The organism is Congregibacter sp., from assembly GCF_965660375.1.
GTDB lineage: Bacteria > Pseudomonadota > Gammaproteobacteria > Pseudomonadales > Halieaceae > Congregibacter.
Window position 1 is genome coordinate 38,650 of sequence record NZ_CBFHZO010000128.1, and the last position, 18,511, is coordinate 57,160.

The window sequence follows — 18,511 nt, forward strand, 5'->3', positions numbered from 1 at the left end:
GATGCCCGAAGTCCCGGTAACGATCCTGGATCAGCCTTTCTTTGACGGTCGTTAGCGAGTAGCGCACCGTTCGGGTGCAAGGTAGAGTACGCCTCGTCAGCATCTTAACTATCAATCCTGAGATTTTTATTCATTGACCTCTCGGCTTATCTCCGCACTTCTCTGGCTCGCATCGCGACTGCCCTTAGGTAGCAGTCGGGTTGTCGGGCGCACCCTGGGTAAGCTGGTGTGGCTGGCGGGCGGTAGTTCCCGACAGGTGACAGAGCGCAACATTGGTCTGGCCTTTCCGGACCTGGACGAGGCCGAGCAGGCCCAGCTGGCGCAGCGCTCCCTGCAGGCTACCGGCGAGCTCATCGCCGAAATGGGCTTTGTGTGGCACCGTCCCTGGCGCAAGGTGCGGGAGAAGATTGTCGAAATACGGGGGGAGGACGCGGTTAAGGAAGCGCTTGCCGAGGACCGAGGTGTGGTAATTCTGGGTCCTCATCTCGGTAACTGGGAGGTGATGGGCCTGTTTATCGCCGAGTGGGGAGATGCCCTTGCGCTCTACAAGCCCCCCCGTATGCAGGCATTGGAGTCCGTAGTCCGGGAGGCGAGGGAGCGAACCGGCACGAGACTCGTCCCGACTACTCCTCGGGGACTGGCCACTCTGGTAAAAACCCTGAAGCGCGGTGGAGTAACGGGAATTCTGCCGGACCAGATACCTTCGGTGGAGGAATCAGGGGAAAACAGCTCATTCATGGGAGTGCCCTGTTTCACGATGACCTTCGCTAGCAAGCTTCTGCATCGCACGGGCGCTGCGGCATTCTTCGGATTTGCGGAGCGTGTTCCCGGGGGGTTCCGCATACACCTTATCCCTGCGGAGGAGTCAATGTATAGCGATGACCTGGACGTATCTTTGCAGGCGCTCAATGACGGCATAGAAGCCTGTCTGAGTCTGTGCCCGGAGCAGTACCAGTGGGAATACAAACGCTTTCGCACTCGGCCGCGGAACCTGGTCGACTACTATTCACCGGATTGGACCCCCGACGCCTGATCCGGCTGGAACAGCTGTGCCCGTTTGTGAATTTTCGCCCGTAAGGGGAAGAGTAGGGAAGTGTTATAATAACGTCGTTTCAAAAAGTACCCCTTTGTTGATGAATCAGCAGTCTCGGATTGCAGCTACGACCAGCAAGCTCAAACGTGAGCTGTTCAAAAGCCTGTCAAAAAATCTTCGCGTCGCCAGCGCTCGCGTCCGCTTCGAAGGTCTGAAGCTGACGATCCCGCTGATTTACGGACTCGGCGCCGATCACCTGAGTCGCACCAGCCGGCCATGGACCTATCACCTGCTGGCCCGTCTGCTGAACGAGAGCCCCGGCGCATTTGTGGACATCGGTGCGAATGTAGGCCTGTATCTGATTTGGCTGAAATCTCTCGATGAAAGACGAGCCTATGTTGGTTTTGAGCCAAACTCTGCATGTTACTTCTACTTGCAGGAACTCATCCGTTGTAATCACTTTGTTGATGCCAATGTGTTCCCCGTCGCGCTGTCGGATAGCCGGAGAATGAGCACCTTTTTTGCCCGGAGGTTGGGCGACAAGATGGGTTCATTGCTTGCTGATCACCGTGTCGAGAAAGATAAACCCTTTTCCTTTAACGTGATTACCCAGCCAGGTGACCCGCTGTTTGCAGACCTTAATCTGGCAGCGATCAGTGCGATTAAGATTGACGTCGAGGGTTTCGAACTGGAAGTGCTGCGGGGACTCAGCGCTACGCTGGAGAAACACCGGCCGCCAATCATATGCGAAGTGCTCGCGCCCGATCCCGTTAGCCCCGAATACGAGGCCCGGCTGAGAAAGGTCGAAGAGCTTTTTTCGCTGCTGAAAGAACTTGATTACAGTCTGCTGTCCATGGGGCCCGATGAGCAGCTACGAGCAACTGACTCACCGGAAGCGATGCTTGGAATTTCTCAACCGGATCGCATCCTTGTCCCCAATGAGGAGGTCCATGGCATGCTGGATCTCTGGCGGACTGGCAACAGCCGGTGATCTATGGATTCTTGGGCCCTAAGACCTCAGCGAGGTCCTGGCCGCTCTTGGTTTTCCGATTAGTCTTACGCGGAGCTTCTGTTTAGAGAGCCGTATTTTTCGCTCATACCGTGACTGAAACCCAGAGCAAGCAGAAAGGCAAACATCATCGTGGTTTTCTGGTGAGCGAGTTGGGTTTGAGTCAGCGCAAAGAACAGCCAGCCAGCCATCGTGACAAGCAGCAAATGGCGGGCAGCTGCGGCGAAGGCCTCCCGAACAGTCATGAACACGATGGCAGAAAGAGCAGACACAAAGATTGTCAGACCCACCAGACCCTGCTCTACGGCGATCTGTAGGAAGTCATTGTGTGCGTGACTGTAGGAGCGGACTTTTTCTGTCAGGGAGTCGGCTCCCGGCAAACCGTTGAACGCTGCCTCGAACTGTCCGATGCCATAACCAAAAGCAGGCTGTTTGACGATTAGCTCCCAGCTAAGAGACCACTGTGAAAGCCGTTGTCCCATGGCAGTACGCTGGTCGAACTGTTCGTAGTTCCCCATCAACTCTGAGGCGGTGCCACTCAGGTGGGGCAGATGAGCTGAGTTAACCAGGATAAATACCGCATAGATTGCACTGAGCATTACAACCGCTTTTGTAGCTCGCGTGCTGGAGAGGCGTGAGTCGCAGCACAACAGGTAGCCACAAAGAACCAAAAGCGCAAACAGCACGCTCCGACTTTCGCTGACCACCACGCCGATGGACGCTAGCAATATCACGCTAATCAAGAGTCCGCGTGTCTGTGATTTTGACAGGCAGGCCAGTTTTATTGGCGTAACTGCCACGAGGAGCAGGAAGAACAGGATCTGCGCAAAAACCACCGGGTTCTCGAAGCCCCCGTAGCGCAGCTGCTCGTGACTCTGTAGCAGGGTCACTCCGAAAACCTGATGCAGCAGGCCCGCGCCGCCTGTCAGTCCACAGCCAATCATGGCACCGATCACGACGTAGCCCAGGTCGAATGACTTTGCCCGCAACGCCACGTATCCGACGCCAAGCAGTAAAAAGCGCGACGCATTATCAAAAAGCGAGACATCCCAGGACCCGTGGAGAAGCATGCTGAGGGCTACCATCACAGGATAGGCATTGAGTAACACGAGGAAAATGCCGTCTTGCCAACGCAGCGCGGCCAGCTCCCGACGCTGCAGAGCGAGAAGGCCAATGACGAGGAAAAGACCCAAAAGCAGGCCAAAGCCCTTGGGAGTGACAAGGGACAGGGCCAGGCTGGCACCCAGTACATGCGATAACAGACGTCCTGAGAGTACGGGTTGCTGCTGGCTTATCAAATCGTTTACGTCAGGCTGTTAGAGCGGGAGAGCGCGCTATTATGCCATATTGCCTTCTCTGGAAGCGCCATGAAGTCCCTTGTTTGCGGGTCCTCTACAGCCGGTGACTCAGTACAGCGAGGGCTGTCCGTCCGGTCGAGTTTTGAAACGACGGTGGACCCACATGTATTGCTCCGGCCGTTCACGAATGCCCGATTCGATCAGCTGGTTTATCAGTGTGGCATCCTTGATGTCATCGCCCGTGGGATATTCCTCCGGCACCGGTTTGAAAACCAGGCGATAGCGGTGACTATCCGGCTCCCTATAGTGAAACGCACAGCAGACATTGGCCCGACCCATCCTTGCCAGCTGAGCCGTGGTGGTGAGCGTGGATGCACTAACCCCGAAAAAAGGCGCAAAGACCGACTGCCTTCCGCCAAAGTCCTGGTCGGGTGAATACCAGATGACGCGGCCCTCGCGCAGCTTGCGCACGATGCTCCGCATATCGGAGCGCTCAAGCACGTTTTCAAACACGCGTTCCCGCCCGGAGGTAATAACCTCCTCGAACACAGGATCGTTGTTCTTTCTATAGATGACACCCATAGGCACGACCTGGTTAAGCATCAGTCCGCACAAATCAAGGTGCACAAAGTGCGCTCCGACTAAAACAACGCCTGTGCCGCCTTTTTGTGCCTCCTGAAGGTGTTCAAGTCCCTCTACCTGGTAGCGTCCTGCTATCTCCTGCGGCCTCGCCCACCAGGCCCAGGCGATTTCGAAAAAGCCAATACCGTTCTGAATGAAGACTTCACGAACCATAGCCGCCTGCCCAACCGCATCAAGCTCCGGGAAGCACAAACGGATATTGGTCTCGGTGATATGGCGGCGCTTCTTCCCAAAACGCAGAACCAGAAGTCCAAAATACTTGCCTGCGACCAACTTTGCCCGAAACGGGAGTATGGAGATCAAACGCAGTACGCCGACCGCCAGCCAGCTTGGCCAGTGGCGCGGGGTGTAGAGCGAAGCCCCGGTTGGCTCCTCGTGCTGCTTTTGGCGTGACGTTTGGTGTGGCATTACTCAACGATAAAGCAAAGAGGCAAGGTCCTGCTAGCGGCAATCTCTTTAGATTAGGGGCCATGGCCGACTGGCTCGGGATGAGCGCTCTTTTACGGGCTTGCCGCCAGACCCAATAAATAGTCGGTTAACTCGCGCGCCTCACGCTCCACGGTGTAACGGGCCTCAACGAGTCGGCGGCCTGCCTCACCCATGCGTTCCGTACGCTCGCTATCGTGCAGCAATTCCGCCAGCGCGATCTTGACAGCGTTCAGGTCGCCGGTCGGCGTGGTAAAGCCGGTCACACCGTCTTCCACGATGTCCGGCCAGGCTCCGGCGCGACTGGTCAGCACAGCGCAACCACTGGCCATGGCCTCAACGGGGGTGAGCCCAAAGCCCTCGTGGCGGCTCAGCGCAGCGACAATACTCATGCCCCGATAGAGGGCCGGTAATTGATTGAAGGGCTGTTCGCCAATAAAACGTATACGACCACTTAGTCCGGCGTGGTCAGTTTTTTCCAGAAGTTTCTGGCGAAACTCCCGATCCGGCGGTCGACAATCGCCGCAGATGACGACCGTTGCACGGGGGTGCCGGGGGAGTAGCTCCAGCGCAGCGTCAACCAGCAGGTCGGTGCCCTTCGACTGTCGTACCCGTCCGAACATTCCGATGCCGTAGTCACCGGGAAGCCCCAGCGCTCTCCAGGCCTCGCCACGATCGGGGGGTGGTCGATACCGTTTGGTGTCTACGCCGTGGGGTACGATGATGGCGGGCGGACTGCTGAGATAGGACGCTGCGGTGGTGTTGGTGGAAATGACACCATCCATTTTGGACATCAGCCAGCGGCTGAACCGGCTGTGTTGGCGTTGGGCCGTAGAGGTGAACGCTATTTTGACTTTTGCACCAAGCGCCCTGGCACAGAGCGCCTGGATCATCTCATCGTTGCGCCTGGCGTGAAACACGCGGTAGCAACCATCGGGCAGGGGTTTACGGCAGAGCCTGAGCATTTCAACAAAGCCGAGGGCGGTAGTGCCCTCATGTAAGTGCTGTCGACCCAGCACCGCGGTACTCGCCATCGTCTGCTGCTTCTCAAGTACCTGCAACATGGTCGATGTCACGCCTGAAAAGCGCTTGTTCGAGTTCCCGAGGATGATCTGAATATCGTCCAAGGTGGCAGTCACCTCCTCAGTGACTCAACAATATAGGTAACCTCACCACTGACAGCCAGGCTGTTGGCCGCCTCCAGCTGCGTCCCCGTAAGGTTGTAGATGACAACGCCTTCGAGTGGCGACGCCGAGTCCCGCCTTGGTATCTTTGCGATTTCCAGGGTCCCAGCCTTATCGTTGGTCCAGACCGCGGTAAGGCGCTGCTGATCACGCTCCGCAGTGAGCAGGTAAAGGTCTCCACGCTTTTCGAAGCCGATGATGGTCGCTTTTGAGAAAAGCTGCGTTAGCGTTTTCAAAGCATAAAAAGCCCGACGACGACGGACGTTGTCGTGGACGTTGTCGTGGACGTTGTCGTGGAGATGGCCGTGGCAGTAGTCGTTACGATTATCGATAAGACCATAGCCCGGGGCGACCAACTGATGCCAGAAGACTGCCTCAACCTGCCCACTGGCAAAGGCAAGCAAGTAGTATCTGGCCAGATAGGACGCCTGTTTATCCTCATCAACCATGCAATCGCCCACGGCTGGGGCGAAGGGTTGCGTATCTAACAATGGCCAATTAGTTTCGGTAATGATCAGCCTGTTTTCACATTTGTCACTGAACCTCATCAGACTTTTGAACCAGCTTATTTTCCCCATAAGGTTAGCGCCCAGTTGACGGTTTTCCGGTGCGCCCCGACGGTCAACATACAGAAGCGCGGCGACCGCGTCGTACCTGATCGGGTGAAAATGCAGGAGGCTTCGCGCGAAGTTCGGAAGCTCAAAATCGATAATGGATCCACCCAGCAACTCCAGCTGTGGAAACTCACTGTCCCGCAAGCGCTGAGCTATACGATAAAAAACAAAGTACTCATCCAGCGAGTGAAACCCCCATTTACGACGATTGACCGCGTTGCCGATCTTGAAAGTGTTGGTGACGCTTGCGAACGCGGTGAACACGTTCCGCAGATGAGCTTCGAGCAACTTCTGATTTTCAATATGTTCGCGGTCCTGCAGGACATCGATAAGCAGCTGCTTTTCTGCAAATTGCCTGGCCAGTGCAAGGTATGGCCTCAGGCTCCGGGGTTCGCCCAGGACAACACGCAGTAAGAGGTGATCGATACCGAGTTCATCAACACAATGCTGAAGCATCTCAAGGGGCACCAGCGTTTTTTCTGCGAGCGCAGACTCCACACTGACGCCAATGCCTATAGCACTGGCGCTTGCTGGCAACACCGTTGTTTGGCGCGCCCCTCGGACCAGGTAGGCCAGCGGTATAGCTACCATCGCGGTGAGCAGAGTTTTGATACTGCCCACAGCGCCCAGCAGATAGAGGCGTCGCTTCGCACGCTTGTTGTGAATAACGTGTGGCTGGTCTGAGTGGTGGTCCCACTCATAGATATTGTCCGTGTCGCCACGTTTCATCGCGGACCCTTGCCAAACAGCCTCTTGAGCTGCTTTTTTAGCGCCAGCTTTCGCCAGTGTCGTTGTTTCTGCTTCATTAGCAATGTCTCACACAGCTCGGGATGCTCTCCGGCGAGTCTCGCGTAGCAGTGGGCCAGATTTTTCATAGTGGAAATATCGTCGGTAAGTCTCACGAAGTTCTTCATTCGTTGCTTTAGGCTCAGCGACCCGAAACGCATGCGGTTTATGTCGATAATCGTAAATTCCCACGCCCCCGCCTGGTCGCGCACTAGCGTATTACTCGGGTTGTGATCCCAGTGCAGCACGCCAGCTTCATGCAGATCGAAGGTGAACTGTGTAAACGCGTTGATGATCGCGCTGTCTTCGTTCCCTGAAAACCCATAGGTCATACTAAAGTCGTGAGGAAAATACTCTGACACATAATGGCTTGCCGCCAGTTGGCCCCGCCGACGTTCCTCAATGAAGGCAATGGGTTCCGGAGTCGATATGCCCAGAGTGCGTAGCCGCCTCGCATGTTCGAAGGAGCGCCGGGCTTTGCTCTTCCGGACCCGACCATAAATAAACGCTCGGATGCCCCTGGGGATATTGAACGACTTAACCACAACGGGGGTGTCGCAGAGCAGCATTTTCTTTACGGTGTTGCGCTTGCGATGCAGGATTTCACCACTGGCGTCAAAATTCTCAAGCAATTTCAAAATGGCCGCCCGGTGCTGTAGGTAGTCCGGAGCGACTGCAGTGTAGATTCCCTGGTGGTCCCCGATACTGCGCGGTATCGGCGCCTGCTCGCTGCACAAGGATTGGAAAAACTGCTCGTAAGCAGCCGCCGTTTTCGTGTGAGAAAGTCGGGTACGCACAAGGTTTCGGCAGTGTTCTGACATTGTTTGAATAGTCTCTGGCTCTGCGGCTAGCGCTCTGATACTGCGAGCGATCGCGACACTATTGGCCGGTGGGATAATCAATCCGGATTTTCCCTCTTCCACAACTTCCTTTGCGCCACCGGCCGTCGTACTGATAACGGGTTTGCCAAATGCCAGTGCCTCAATGATCGAGCGAGGCAGGCCCTCTCCATCAACTGAGGGCTGTACTAGCATGTCCGCAGCGGCAATTAATCGCAGAGCATCCTCACGACGGCCGGTTATATGAATACGGTCCCTCATGGGGCTGTTCATCACGATACTGGTGTAAGGCGCCTGATCGGCTCCGCTTCCTACGATGAGTAGATGAAGCGGTTCGATGTCTGCCAGTAGCTCACTCGCCTCCAGCAGATAGCGCAATCCCTTGGATGGCCTGAACCGTGCGACCGCAATGGCAACCACTGCATTCGGGGGGATCGAGAACTCAGCTAAATCGGCCGGTGGGTCCTTGTACCATTCAATATCGTGGCCCTTGAATATGCTGACAACCTTGTCCCGGTTCTTATACAGTTTCTTCCTAACCGCCTCGCTGACAGCATCTGACACCGTAAGCACTGCATCGACGCGAGGGTGGAGCACGCTCAGAAAGGATGTGGGGTCGCTGCGCTTCAAACCTCGCGTTGTGCCCCGATAAACGACGAGTTTGCAGTTGAACCCCATACAGGCAAAGGCCGCTGTTGGAATCGTGCGCGAGCTGGTAGCGAAGACAACATCATAGTTTTCTCTTCTAAGCTCGCGGCGGAGCAAACGGATACTGGTTGGAGAAACCTTGGCTGTCTGTGCGGTGGTGGCGGTTCTGATGCCGGCGGCGGTAAAAGGCTCCGCGGGGTCCAGGCGCGGTGAGAAAACGCTGACCGTGTGCCCCATCGATGCCAGCTGCAGAAAGATTTCCGCTTCCGGTCTCACGCTGTGGTTAATACGGGAGTAATCGCTGTAGACGAGTATCTTCATTATTATTGCCGTTGCGCACTACTCTCGCTCTTTGTGACTTGGGAAGCGCCTTGGATAACTGTCTGCGTTTGACGCCTGACAAAGGTGCCCCGACAAACCGTGAGAGCAATTAAAGCAGACCGAGCTCCTTCGCCATAACGTTGAGTTCATCGATGAAGGGGTCGCTGTTCGCATCGCGATGCCACGTGTACTCGGTATAGCTGGCAGCCGTCTCCGCCGCCTCTTTACCAAAGAGCTTTTGGATGATGGCCAAACTCATATCCATGCCCGCTGACACACCCGAGGATGTGAAGAATTGCCCATCCTCAACCCAGCGCGCGGACTCTACCCAGTCGACTCTATCGGACTGCATGCTTGCGATGGCAAATACCTGTTTGTTGGATGTCGCCCGGTGTCCATCGAGAACGCCCGCCTTTGCAAGGAGCGCTGATCCGGTGCAGACCGAGCTGACCCATTGGGCCTTTTCTGCCTGGACCCGAAGAAAGTCGAGCATCGCCGGGTTCTCCAACTCGGTGAGCGTACCACTCCCACCCGGGACCAAAAGCATGTCGAAAGCAGGCGCATCGTCGAAGCCGTAATCAGCGACAACCTTGGGACCTACAGCGCCTTCGGAGCCGATGGCCGAGGCCACCGGACCGCTGTGCTCAGCGACGGTGTTGATAGTAATCAGAGAGGAGCCAAGCACCGAAAACATTTCCAGTGGGCCAAAGTAGTCAAGCATTTCAAAGCCCGGGTATAGCACAGCGCCGAGTTGCAGGGGTTGGTTACCCATAGGTTGTCCTCCTTCTGCCCCGTTGAGGATTCAGCGACAAAAAAGGCAGCTCCTGGTTATTCAAAAAGTTGTCTCACTGCGTCTTCCTCTTGCCTCTATCGGTTTAGTCTCATCCGCCAGTTTCACGAAGCGGTGCCAACGACGTTTGAGCTATTGTCAGAGAAATAGATGCCCGCAGGCCGAGGATCCATTACTGGTAGTGCTACGCACGCACCCCGGGTGGCTTGGGAAAAAGTGGCGGCGTTGCCTCCCGATACGCCTGGTAGCCCTCTTCATGACCCCACTTTTTGAGGGCATGGGCATCAAGCATGGGAATGCCGCTGACTCGTGTCAGCAGCAGATAAACAAACACGGGTGAGATCAGCGTCGCGTACTGCCAGCCCTGTAGCGCGGGCGCCGCAATGACGGCAATACCGCACCAAAGCAGAATCTCTCCAAAGTAGTTCGGGTGCCGCGACCAGGCCCACAGTCCCTGGTGGATAAATCGGTCGCTGTTTTTTGGGTCGCGCCGAAACTCCCGCTTCTGTTTGTCGGCGATAACCTCGATAGCGAAACCCGCGACCCATACCCCCAGGCCAATGACCCCCGGGGCGCCGAGTTCCAGGGTTTTGCCGGAAGTCATGGCGGCGAGGGCGGCGGCGGCGGTCACAAGCACCCATAAGCCCTGCAGCGTCCACGTCATCATGAAGCGGAAGAAGAACGGCTTGATCCGGTCAAAACGCCGGTCAGAGCCGGCGTCGCGAATGCGCAAAAATAAAAAACTGCCAAGGCGCAGTGCCCAGATCGCCACGAGGGCGGCCAGCAGCTGGGATCGCGGGTCGCTATTGACGGTAACCGCACAGGCTACAACAGTGACGTAGGTTACCGACCCGGTGAAGTCGTAGTAGCGCTCGGACTGGCTGAGGTAAGCGGGGATGAAAACCAGCCATTGGATTGCGAAGGCCAGGGCAGCGATGAGTGCAAAAACCGGCAATCCCTGAAATTCCTGCCCGCGGTAACTGCCCGCGGCGGCCATACCTGCGGCAATGGCGACGGCGATGGCAATACCGATAAGAGATTTGCTAGCCGGCGGTGCTTGAATAGTCGCATTCATGACAGTATTTCCCCTCCTGGAAGCGCTAGTCTAACGCAAGCGCAGGACTCAGGCCTTTTTCGTCGCTTGCACTATAATAACGCGCCCATTGGTGACCGCAGCGAATACCTGTCGGCCTAATTTAACGTTCAGTGTGTTGATCTACGCGCCCTGACACAGGGCGATTTCTAATAAAGAAAGGAGATTCTATGAATACGGCATTACCGGAACGCGCCAAGTTTCATCACATGAAGGATGGCACGGCGGAAGACTGGCAGGTGATCATGAAAGAGGTCAAGGTTGCGGCGGCGGAGCTGCCCGATCGCATGCTGGAACAATTGCGGGTGCTGGACGGCGATTGTGGTGGATTCCCCGTAGATCGCCTGACCCACTGCCTGCAGACCGCGACCCTGGCCCACAAGGACGGCAAAGACGAGGAGTACGTGGTCTGCGCCTTGCTCCATGATATCGGCGACACCCTGGGGCCCTATAATCACGCGGACATCGCGGCGACCTACCTTGAGCCGTTTGTGAGCGAGCAAAACCACTGGATGGTGAAGCACCACGCAATCTTTCAGGGCTACTACTTTTTCCATCACATTGGTTTGGACCGGGATCAGCACAAGCAGTTTGAGTCCCATCCCTATTACGACTACACCCGGGAGTTCATCGAGAAGTACGATGCGCCGGCATTTGATCCGGAAGCTGAAACCTACGCTCTCGAGTTCTTTGAGCCCATGGTCCGACGAGTGTTTGCTGCGCCCAAGGCATCCCTTTATAAGGCTGCAATGGAATGATGTTTAGCGGGGGAGCCTTGCTCCCCCGGTTCACGACCGCCTGTTTAGCCCTAACATCTTGGCAATCGCATTATCGAGTGCTCTTGGCGAGGCCACCCGCATCAACAGTTTTTCCATCATTCGGCCTTTCACGGCGGCATAGCGGACCTTGGGTTTTGCTGTGGTGAGTGCCGTACAGATCATCTCTCCCAGGAGCTCTGCGGGATAGCCGTCGCGCCCCTGGTTGATGAACACCTTCTGAAAACGCTCCAGCATGGGCAGGTAGGGAGACGACGCGTACTGCTCGATATCCACCTCCTCTGCCTTATCCCAGATCGCCGTTTTTACCGGTCCCGGTCCAATGACGATGACATCGATGCCAAAGAGCATAAGCTCCCGGCGCAAAGACTCGGAGTAGCCCTCGAGGCCGAACTTGGAGGCGGAGTAGGGGCCCAGGAAGGGCATACCGCGAATACCGGAAACGGAGCTGATGTTCACGATGCGCCCGGGCTCGCCCCGGAGTTCGGCATCAACGCCCAACAAGGGCGCAAAGGCCTGGGTGACCAGAAACGGCCCCACAAGATTCACCTCCAGCTGCTGACGGTAGTCCTCTTCGGAAACCTCAAGGAGCGGACCGGATACCGCGATACCGGCGTTGTTCACCAGCCCCGCCAGCTTCTTGCCATTCAGCGCCTCTCGAACGCAGTGGGCGGCTTCGGCGATTTTTGAGGCATCGACCACATCGAAGATCAATGGTGAAAAATGCTCCCCCAGCTCCTCCTGCACCCGCCGGGCGTCCGCCTCGTTGCGCAGGGACCCAAAGACTCGGAAGCCCCGGGCAATCATGGTCTTTGCGGCCGCATAGCCAATGCCCGTGGATACGCCGGTAATGACAACGGTTTTCATGGTGTTAAGCCCTATTGAGTCCGAAAGGATTGATTGCTGGCCGCCGCAGGGATTCACTGGCCCGTGGCAAGCTCGCACTGCTAAGCTCTCCAGCATCTTCCTTGTACCGCACAGGCGTCAAGCTTCTTGGATAACTCAAGCAACACGATACGCGTGACCCTGGCCTGTTTTTTTGCCTATTTTGTGATGTCCGGAATGCTGGCCCCCATAGGCATCGTGCTTCCACCCCTGGCTGACTATCTGGACGAGCCCGTGGCGGCGGTGGCACCGATCTTCAGTTGGCTCACTCTGGGGATTCTTCTCGGCTCAGCCCTGGCGCTGGTGGTGTTTGATGTGCTGACGGTGCGTCTCTGGATTTTGTTGGTGTATCTCGCGGTGGTAATCGCGCTGCTCACCCTGCGTTTGAGTGACTCGCTTCTCGCGCTGCGCCTGTCCCTGGGGGTAGTGGGTACTGCCTGTGGCATTGGTCTCGCTGCGGCTGCGAGTACCATCACCCAGCTTTATGCCGAGGATCGTCGTGCTTCTATGCTGGTAATCACCGATGGCTCATTCAGTGTGGCGGGTATCGTTATCTCAACGCTGGCGGTATCCCTGGTGGCGGCAGGTCTTCACTGGTCGGCGCCCTATCTGGCCGTCGCCGCGGTGGCTGCTGCCGTGGTGGTGCTGGTTGCGACGGCGCGGTTTCCGGCCAAGAGTCCCCTGCCTCTGGATGCCACGGAAAAAAGCGTGTGGCCACTGCCTGTCTGGCTCTGCGTGACGGCTCTGTTTCTTTACACCCTCGGGCAATATTCATTGCTGTGGTGGCTGCCTACGTACCTTGAAGAGTTCCTGAGTGCCCCGCGGGATGAAGCGGGCGCGGTGGTGGCCCGGTTCTGGACCGGAATGCTCATCGCGCAGCTATTGGTTGCCTGGTGGGTTCTGCGTATCGGAGCCCGCCGGCTGGTGCTGCTCTGCGTCAGCGGCGCTTTTCTGGGGTCGCTGCCCCTGTGGGTGAGCGAGTCCCTGAGTCTGTTGCCATGGCTGTCCCTGCTCTGGGGCATCGCCAACCTGGGACTACTAAAGATTGTGATTTCCTTTGCCACCCTTGCGGTGCCCAACCCCAGCCCACGCCTGGTCGCGGCCCTGCTCTTTGGTGCCACATCGGGTACCGCCATCAGTCCAAAGATCACCAGCTTGATTGTGACTGCGGCGGATGCCCGCGCGGTTCTTCAGTTTGGGTCCCTTTGCTATCTTGTGCTGGCGATTCTTGTCTATGCTGCCTGGTGGATCATGCACCGCGGTGAAGATGAAACCGCGGCACCGGGTGTCTGAGTTAGCGATTTGGGGCGTGGGGATTTTACTTTGAGGAACTTTTGTTTGAGGAACTTTTGTTTGAGGAACACCGGGCCATGACCGTCGCCGTGGTAGATATGTTCAGTGCCGAGGCCGAAATGGCGTTTGTAGAGACGCTCCGGCGTACCGGTTTTGCGGTATTGCGAAACCCGCCCCTGGATGCCCGGCGCCTGCTCAAGATGGCGGAAAACTGGCGGGAGTTCTTCTATAGCGAAGAAAAATGGGAATACCTCGCAGAGGAGACTCCCTCGGGGAATACCAGCGGCTATATACCCCCCGACGTGTCAGAGACGGCGGTAGGTCACGATCGCAAAGATCTCAAGGAGTTTTTTCATATTGTGCCTGACACCATTCTCCCCGCTGCTCTGGCTGATGATGCCGAGGCGCATCTGCACGATGCCCAGGCGCTGGGGAGTCTGCTTCTGGGGTGGCTGGATATTCACATGGGCAGTGCCTTATCGCAGGGATTGCGTGGGCAATTGGCCGAAAGTCTGTCGCCGGCGGACAGCCTGCTGCGCATCCTCCATTACCCTCCGCTTACCGGTGATGAGCCCCCGGGCGCAGTGAGGGCAGCCGCCCACGAAGACATCAACCTGATCACCCTGTTGCCGGTCTCCTCAGAGCCGGGGCTGCAGGTGCGAGGGCGTGACGGGCAGTGGACCGATGTTCCGGGCAGACCGGGTGATGTGATCGTCAATTCCGGCGATATGCTTCAGGAGGCCTCGGGACGACAGCTACCCTCGACCTCCCACCGGGTAATCAACCCAAGCGATGAGGGGAGCAATCTCTCGCGAATTTCCATGCCCTATTTTTTGGCGCCGGACCTGGATATCGAGCTGTCCAGGCAACATACCGCGGGAAGTTATCTCCGCGAGCGACTGGATCTACTCGCCCGCTAACGCCAGGGTTTCCAGATAGAGCTTCTGCACTGCAGTCGCGTCCACTGCGGTGCAGATGCGGCAGGACGGACGCTCCAGCCAGGCATCACTGGCATAGCGCTCGGGGTGCAGCCCCAGAATGGTTTGCCCCATGGCGACGCCATCACAAACCACCCGGGTGGGTCCTGTTTCTACATGGTAGTGCTGTGGTGCCAGCAGGTAGGCAACGGCGCTGGAGTCATGAATAGGACAACTGCGCTCACCGTTGATGCTTTCGTAAAAATCAAAGTAGAAGCGCGTAATGCCGTGAATGAAGCTGCCCGCATCACCCGCCTGTGCGCGCAGGGTATCTATGAATGCCTCGTCCATCACCGTCTCTTCGGTGACATCAAGGCCCACAATGGTCACGGCAAGCCCGCTCCCCAGGACTTGGTCTGCGGCGGTGGGGTCCCCCGCCATATTCGCCTCTGCGACAGGGGAGACATTGCCCTGGTGTCCCCGGCGCATAAATACCCCCCCCATGACGATGACTTCTTTCAGCAGCTCCGGCAGTCTCGGACAGAGGTCCAGCGCTTTGGCCAGATTACTGAGGCGTCCTACGGCGACCACAGTGATTTCACCGGGATAGGCTTCTGCCAGCTCGACGATGGCCTCGGCGGCTGATTGCAGTTCCGCGTCCTGGAGTGGTTCGGCGAATTGGATATCCCCCAGACCATTCTTGCCGTGAACAAAATCCGGGTGACCCTGACCAAGGGCCGGGCCCAGGGGACCGGAAGCGCCACGAAACACCTGGGCATCAATGCCAAAGCGTTCCCGCACATGGCAGGCGTTGCGCGTCACGTTGGCGATGCTGGCGTTGCCGGAGACCGTGGTGATGGCCTCGATGCGCACGCCGGGTGCGTAATGCAAGAACAGTAGTGCCATGGCATCGTCGATGCCGATATCAGTGTCAAAAATGACCCGCTTCATGACAATTTACGCACCTTTGTCTGCTTTCTGAGGGCTCGCCAGTTGGCGAGCGTGGGCCATAGTAACTGCTCTGTCGCCTGCTTTCCCCGCCCCACTACCGCATCCAGCTTCACCCTGGTTGCGCGCATATCCAGCTGTGCCATGACGGCGGCAAACACGGCCTCCTTTCCCGCTCCCAGGGGCGGACCCGCCAGGGCGAGATTATCGCTGACAAGCACGCTATCGATATCGCCAAAGGACAGCAGGCTGGGTTTTGGCGAAGGCCTGTAGCGGCGAAGACGCTTTCCCTTTTCCTGCCTCTGAATGTTTTCCCCGATGAGCCGCCCCATGTCCAGCGCGTGGTAAGCCTGCTTGCTGATGGGCTTTTCTGGCTCTGCGACGTCACCGGCGATAAAGATATTGCGGTAGCCCGGATGATTGAGAAATTTATCCACCGGTGCCCAGCGCTCTGCCTCGGCGAGGCCTGACGCCGCAAGGAGGGGCGGCGGCGCAGGACCTCCGGTCCAAACGGTAAGATCCGAGCGCAGTCTGCGACCGCTGGACAGTAAAACGGTTTTGGCAGTGATGCGCGCTACGGGATCGTCCATGACACACGCCACCTGCCACTCTTCGCAGTGTTGGGCAATGAGCCTGCCCACCGCGTGGGGCCCACCCGGCAATAGCTGGTCCTGAGCTTCTACTATGGTGAGCTCCAGTGGTTTGTCCCGGTATCGGCGGAGTACTTCGCCCAGCGCTTCAATACCCTCCAGGCCGCCGCCGATAATGACTGTTTTGCCGCCACTCTTACTTAAACTGTTCAAACGCTTGTGAATCGCCTGACACTGGGCGACTGATTTAAAGCCGTAGCTGTGCCGGTCGACACCGGAAACCCCGTAGTCCGCATCCCTGCTACCGAGCGCGATAACCAGATAGTCGGCGTCGTAGTGTTTTTGAGAGTCCAGAGTGACCCGCCGTGTATCGGGGTCCATCGCCGTGACGTCTCCCTTAACAAAGCGGTGGCCGGCGGCGCGCAGATTGCCTTTGAGGGGAAGCTGCACCTGCATTGGTTTTTTTACTCCGGAAACCAGTTCGTGAATATTCGGAAGAAATTCAAAGCTGTTCTTTCGATCAATCAGTGTGACCGCAAAATCCTCTGAGGGCAGCTCCCTGGCACAGGCGAGTCCCGCGAAACCTCCACCGACGATGATGACCTTGGGTTTCTTCACTCGATTAGCAAACTGTCGCTTCATGCGTCTCTCTATTCATCTTCGCGGCGCACGCTGGCGCTGAGACTGCCGTCGGACTCGCTCATGAGGGTGACCACCATGGGTTGGCAGCACACCTGACAATCCTCGATGTACTCGGCGTCGCTGTCCCCGCTATCCAGGAGAATGGAGAGGGGCTCCCCGCAGTAGGGGCAAAAAATCTGGGACTCCTGCAGTTCCATGGCTTAGCTCTCTAGACGGATGGCGCAGCGCTCGTTGGCCAGAAAGGCGCGGGTCTCGTCATCCACCACAAAATCTTTTTTGTATTCCACCATGCGCTCCGTCATGTAGCTGCGCAGGCGTCTTCGGCGCAGGGCACCGGCAAAACGGCGAATGTCTTCCACGCTTTCCAGTATGAGGGGCGGCACTTTGGCTTTTTTACCGTCTTCGCCTTTTGCCACCATGGTGAAATAGGAAGTGTTGGTGTGTACCACTGTCGCGGTCTGCACATTTTCGGCAATCACTTTGATACCCACGACAATGGAGCTGGAACCCACGTAGTTCACTGAAGCGATAAGCGATACCAGGTCGCCCACTTCGGCCGGCGCGAGAAAATGGACGTTGTCCACAGACACGGTCACGCAATAGTTGCCCGCGTGTTTGCTCGCGCAGACGTAGGCCACCTTGTCCATCAGAGATAGCAGGGTGCCGCCGTGGATCTTGCCGCCGAAGTTGGCGTAGGCGGGAATCATCAGCTCCGTAATCGTGGTTTGCGAGTAGCTCACCGTGTGTCCCTCGCCGAGTAGTGCATCTGACATATTACTTTTCCTTGTCGCTATTTTCCTTGTCGCTATTTTCCTTGGGTAGCTCGGCAGCCCGAGCCCTGAAACCCTCTGTTGCTACCTCTGCGACGTCCGCAAAACGTTCGTTGGGCACAAGCGCCGTCAGGGAGTAGTGAGCGAGCTTCCATTCCTCGCCTTCCCTGACCAGCACACCGGTGCCGCGAAACCGTCCCCAGCGCTCGGAGACCATAATTTCATCGAACCAGGCGCTGGCGCCCGCCGGGCCCAGGGTGATGTAGCGATCTTCGGGTACATAGGTCCAGCCCGTTCCTCCCGCAAAACGCTCACTGACGTATTCACGAAAAGCCGGTAACGGCCAGCGTTCCCAGTCGTCAGTGCCCATAAATACGCCGTCGGCGCTGAAATGGCCCAGATAACGCTCTTCATCTGCATCGGCAGCGGCCTGATGGAAGTCATCCAGCAGGGTATTGATGGCTTGCTTGGTGGGGTTGTCCTCTGCCATCGCGGGGAAGGCAAACACTACGCTCAGCGCGCAGAGGGCGCAAAGCAAGTCGAGAGTTCGAGGTGTTTTGATGGGTTTTTGCATAGGGGAATCCTGTGGTGGGTCTTGTGCGAACAAACATAGATCGCCAACATAGGCTTTATCCCAATTCAGGAAAACCCCTCATGAAGTCTGCATTTTTTCTTGCGGCATTAAACCGTGGAGCGGCCTGCGCAGCGGCCCTGATCTTAAGCCTCATGTGCGCGCGAGCGGGTCTCGCCGATACCCACTGGCCCGCCGATGACTATGATCCGGCGATCCCGACGATTGAGAGCGTCCTGGGTTATGAGTCCGGTGAGCGCATCACCTGGTCCCACGACGTGCGTCGTTATTTCGACGCTCTGGCGATGGCGGCCCCGAAGCGCGTGCGCATCAAGGAATACGGACGCAGCTGGGAAGGCCGTCAGCTGTTTTACGTTGTGATTTCTTCACCGGAAAACATCGCTGCCACTGAGGCAACGCGTGGGGGCATGCATGC

At 57.2% G+C, this 18,511-nt stretch carries 19 protein-coding genes; 6 read left to right on the plus strand and 13 right to left on the minus strand.

The annotated features are described in order from the left end of the window. Window positions 1-133 precede the first annotated feature (133 nt). Both ACTG3T_RS13635 and ACTG3T_RS13640 read left to right on the plus strand, forming a co-directional pair. Complete coding sequence (locus ACTG3T_RS13635; protein WP_439102834.1) at window positions 134-1,033, plus strand: lysophospholipid acyltransferase family protein; 900 nt, start codon at window positions 134-136, stop codon at window positions 1,031-1,033. Between the two features lie 16 nt (window positions 1,034-1,049). Beyond that, a complete protein-coding gene (locus ACTG3T_RS13640; protein WP_439102835.1) occupies window positions 1,050-2,024 on the plus strand; it encodes an FkbM family methyltransferase in 975 nt (324 codons plus the stop codon). 65 nt (window positions 2,025-2,089) lie between these two features. Here the strand turns inward: ACTG3T_RS13640 and ACTG3T_RS13645 are convergent, their stop codons facing one another. From ACTG3T_RS13645 to ACTG3T_RS13675, 7 genes are all read right to left on the minus strand, one after another. Continuing rightward, complete coding sequence (locus ACTG3T_RS13645) at window positions 2,090-3,340, minus strand: O-antigen ligase family protein (RefSeq protein WP_439102836.1); 1,251 nt, start codon at window positions 3,338-3,340, stop codon at window positions 2,090-2,092. Window positions 3,341-3,448: 108 nt separating this feature from the next. Beyond that, window positions 3,449-4,390, minus strand: a complete 942-nt coding sequence (gene lpxL, locus ACTG3T_RS13650) for an LpxL/LpxP family Kdo(2)-lipid IV(A) lauroyl/palmitoleoyl acyltransferase (protein WP_439102837.1) — start codon at window positions 4,388-4,390, stop codon at window positions 3,449-3,451. Between the two features lie 92 nt (window positions 4,391-4,482). Beyond that, window positions 4,483-5,535 carry a glycosyltransferase family 4 protein gene (locus ACTG3T_RS13655; protein WP_439102838.1) on the minus strand — a complete coding sequence of 351 codons (1,053 nt, stop codon included), beginning with the start codon at window positions 5,533-5,535 and terminating at the stop codon, window positions 4,483-4,485. Window positions 5,536-5,543: 8 nt separating this feature from the next. After that, a complete protein-coding gene (locus ACTG3T_RS13660; protein ID WP_439102839.1) occupies window positions 5,544-6,935 on the minus strand; it encodes a hypothetical protein in 1,392 nt (463 codons plus the stop codon). After that, entirely contained in the window at window positions 6,932-8,800 is a 1,869-nt protein-coding gene (locus ACTG3T_RS13665; protein ID WP_439102840.1) for a glycosyltransferase, read from the minus strand. The genes ACTG3T_RS13660 and ACTG3T_RS13665 overlap by 4 nt, the downstream gene beginning before the upstream one ends. A gap of 109 nt (window positions 8,801-8,909) precedes the next feature. After that, window positions 8,910-9,572 (minus strand): DJ-1/PfpI family protein, encoded by a 663-nt coding sequence (locus ACTG3T_RS13670; protein WP_439102841.1) that lies wholly within the window; start codon window positions 9,570-9,572, stop codon window positions 8,910-8,912. A 202-nt stretch (window positions 9,573-9,774) separates the two neighbouring features. Further along, a complete protein-coding gene (locus tag ACTG3T_RS13675) occupies window positions 9,775-10,665 on the minus strand; it encodes a DUF1295 domain-containing protein (RefSeq protein WP_439102842.1) in 891 nt (296 codons plus the stop codon). Window positions 10,666-10,853: 188 nt separating this feature from the next. Between ACTG3T_RS13675 and ACTG3T_RS13680 the strand changes: the two genes are divergently transcribed. Beyond that, the gene (locus ACTG3T_RS13680; protein WP_439102843.1) at window positions 10,854-11,441 is read left to right on the plus strand and encodes an HD domain-containing protein; all 588 of its coding nucleotides are present in this window, start codon (window positions 10,854-10,856) and stop codon (window positions 11,439-11,441) included. A gap of 30 nt (window positions 11,442-11,471) precedes the next feature. On the opposite strand, the gene ACTG3T_RS13685 is transcribed toward ACTG3T_RS13680, so the two are convergent. Beyond that, the gene (locus ACTG3T_RS13685) at window positions 11,472-12,326 is read right to left on the minus strand and encodes an SDR family oxidoreductase (RefSeq protein ID WP_439102844.1); all 855 of its coding nucleotides are present in this window, start codon (window positions 12,324-12,326) and stop codon (window positions 11,472-11,474) included. Window positions 12,327-12,452: 126 nt separating this feature from the next. Here ACTG3T_RS13685 and tsgA point away from each other — a divergent pair, with 126 nt between their 5' ends. Both tsgA and ACTG3T_RS13695 read left to right on the plus strand, forming a co-directional pair. Next, on the plus strand, window positions 12,453-13,637 hold the full coding sequence (gene tsgA, locus ACTG3T_RS13690; RefSeq protein WP_439102845.1) for an MFS transporter TsgA: 1,185 nt from the start codon (window positions 12,453-12,455) through the stop codon (window positions 13,635-13,637). A gap of 41 nt (window positions 13,638-13,678) precedes the next feature. Continuing rightward, entirely contained in the window at window positions 13,679-14,557 is an 879-nt protein-coding gene (locus ACTG3T_RS13695; RefSeq protein WP_439102846.1) for a 2OG-Fe(II) oxygenase family protein, read from the plus strand. Here ACTG3T_RS13695 and ACTG3T_RS13700 read toward each other — a convergent pair. From ACTG3T_RS13700 to ACTG3T_RS13720, 5 genes are read right to left on the minus strand one after another with little or no spacing between them, the layout of a single operon-like run. Then, window positions 14,543-15,505, minus strand: coding sequence for a nucleoside hydrolase (locus ACTG3T_RS13700; protein ID WP_439102847.1), 963 nt, complete (start codon window positions 15,503-15,505; stop codon window positions 14,543-14,545). The two genes, ACTG3T_RS13695 and ACTG3T_RS13700, sit on opposite strands and share 15 nt — an antisense overlap. Continuing rightward, window positions 15,502-16,734, minus strand: a complete 1,233-nt coding sequence (locus ACTG3T_RS13705) for an NAD(P)/FAD-dependent oxidoreductase (RefSeq protein WP_439102848.1) — start codon at window positions 16,732-16,734, stop codon at window positions 15,502-15,504. Before ACTG3T_RS13705 ends, ACTG3T_RS13700 begins: the two co-directional genes overlap by 4 nt. A gap of 8 nt (window positions 16,735-16,742) precedes the next feature. Next, entirely contained in the window at window positions 16,743-16,931 is a 189-nt protein-coding gene (locus ACTG3T_RS13710) for a CPXCG motif-containing cysteine-rich protein (RefSeq protein ID WP_439102849.1), read from the minus strand. A gap of 3 nt (window positions 16,932-16,934) precedes the next feature. Further along, window positions 16,935-17,507 (minus strand): acyl-CoA thioesterase, encoded by a 573-nt coding sequence (locus ACTG3T_RS13715; RefSeq protein ID WP_439102850.1) that lies wholly within the window; start codon window positions 17,505-17,507, stop codon window positions 16,935-16,937. Window position 17,508: 1 nt separating this feature from the next. Further along, window positions 17,509-18,078 (minus strand): nuclear transport factor 2 family protein, encoded by a 570-nt coding sequence (locus tag ACTG3T_RS13720; protein WP_439102851.1) that lies wholly within the window; start codon window positions 18,076-18,078, stop codon window positions 17,509-17,511. 80 nt (window positions 18,079-18,158) lie between these two features. Between ACTG3T_RS13720 and ACTG3T_RS13725 the strand changes: the two genes are divergently transcribed. Beyond that, the coding region (locus ACTG3T_RS13725; RefSeq protein WP_439102852.1) for a M14 family zinc carboxypeptidase at window positions 18,159-18,511 on the plus strand (353 nt) is incomplete at its 3' end.

Bases quoted from the DNA above. Each gene is read 5' to 3' on its own strand.
- lpxL (WP_439102837.1), bottom strand. From the start codon at position 4,390: ATGCCACACCAAACGTCACGCCAAAAGCAGCACGAGGAGCCAACCGGG.
- ACTG3T_RS13660 (WP_439102839.1), bottom strand. From the start codon at position 6,935: ATGAAACGTGGCGACACGGACAATATCTATGAGTGGGACCACCACTCA.
- ACTG3T_RS13665 (WP_439102840.1), bottom strand. From the start codon at position 8,800: ATGAAGATACTCGTCTACAGCGATTACTCCCGTATTAACCACAGCGTG.
- ACTG3T_RS13670 (WP_439102841.1), bottom strand. From the start codon at position 9,572: ATGGGTAACCAACCCCTGCAACTCGGCGCTGTGCTATACCCGGGCTTT.
- ACTG3T_RS13675 (WP_439102842.1), bottom strand. From the start codon at position 10,665: ATGAATGCGACTATTCAAGCACCGCCGGCTAGCAAATCTCTTATCGGT.
- ACTG3T_RS13680 (WP_439102843.1), top strand. From the start codon at position 10,854: ATGAATACGGCATTACCGGAACGCGCCAAGTTTCATCACATGAAGGAT.
- ACTG3T_RS13685 (WP_439102844.1), bottom strand. From the start codon at position 12,326: ATGAAAACCGTTGTCATTACCGGCGTATCCACGGGCATTGGCTATGCG.
- ACTG3T_RS13700 (WP_439102847.1), bottom strand. From the start codon at position 15,505: ATGAAGCGGGTCATTTTTGACACTGATATCGGCATCGACGATGCCATG.
- ACTG3T_RS13705 (WP_439102848.1), bottom strand. From the start codon at position 16,734: ATGAAGCGACAGTTTGCTAATCGAGTGAAGAAACCCAAGGTCATCATC.
- ACTG3T_RS13710 (WP_439102849.1), bottom strand. From the start codon at position 16,931: ATGGAACTGCAGGAGTCCCAGATTTTTTGCCCCTACTGCGGGGAGCCC.
- ACTG3T_RS13715 (WP_439102850.1), bottom strand. From the start codon at position 17,507: ATGTCAGATGCACTACTCGGCGAGGGACACACGGTGAGCTACTCGCAA.
- ACTG3T_RS13720 (WP_439102851.1), bottom strand. From the start codon at position 18,078: ATGCAAAAACCCATCAAAACACCTCGAACTCTCGACTTGCTTTGCGCC.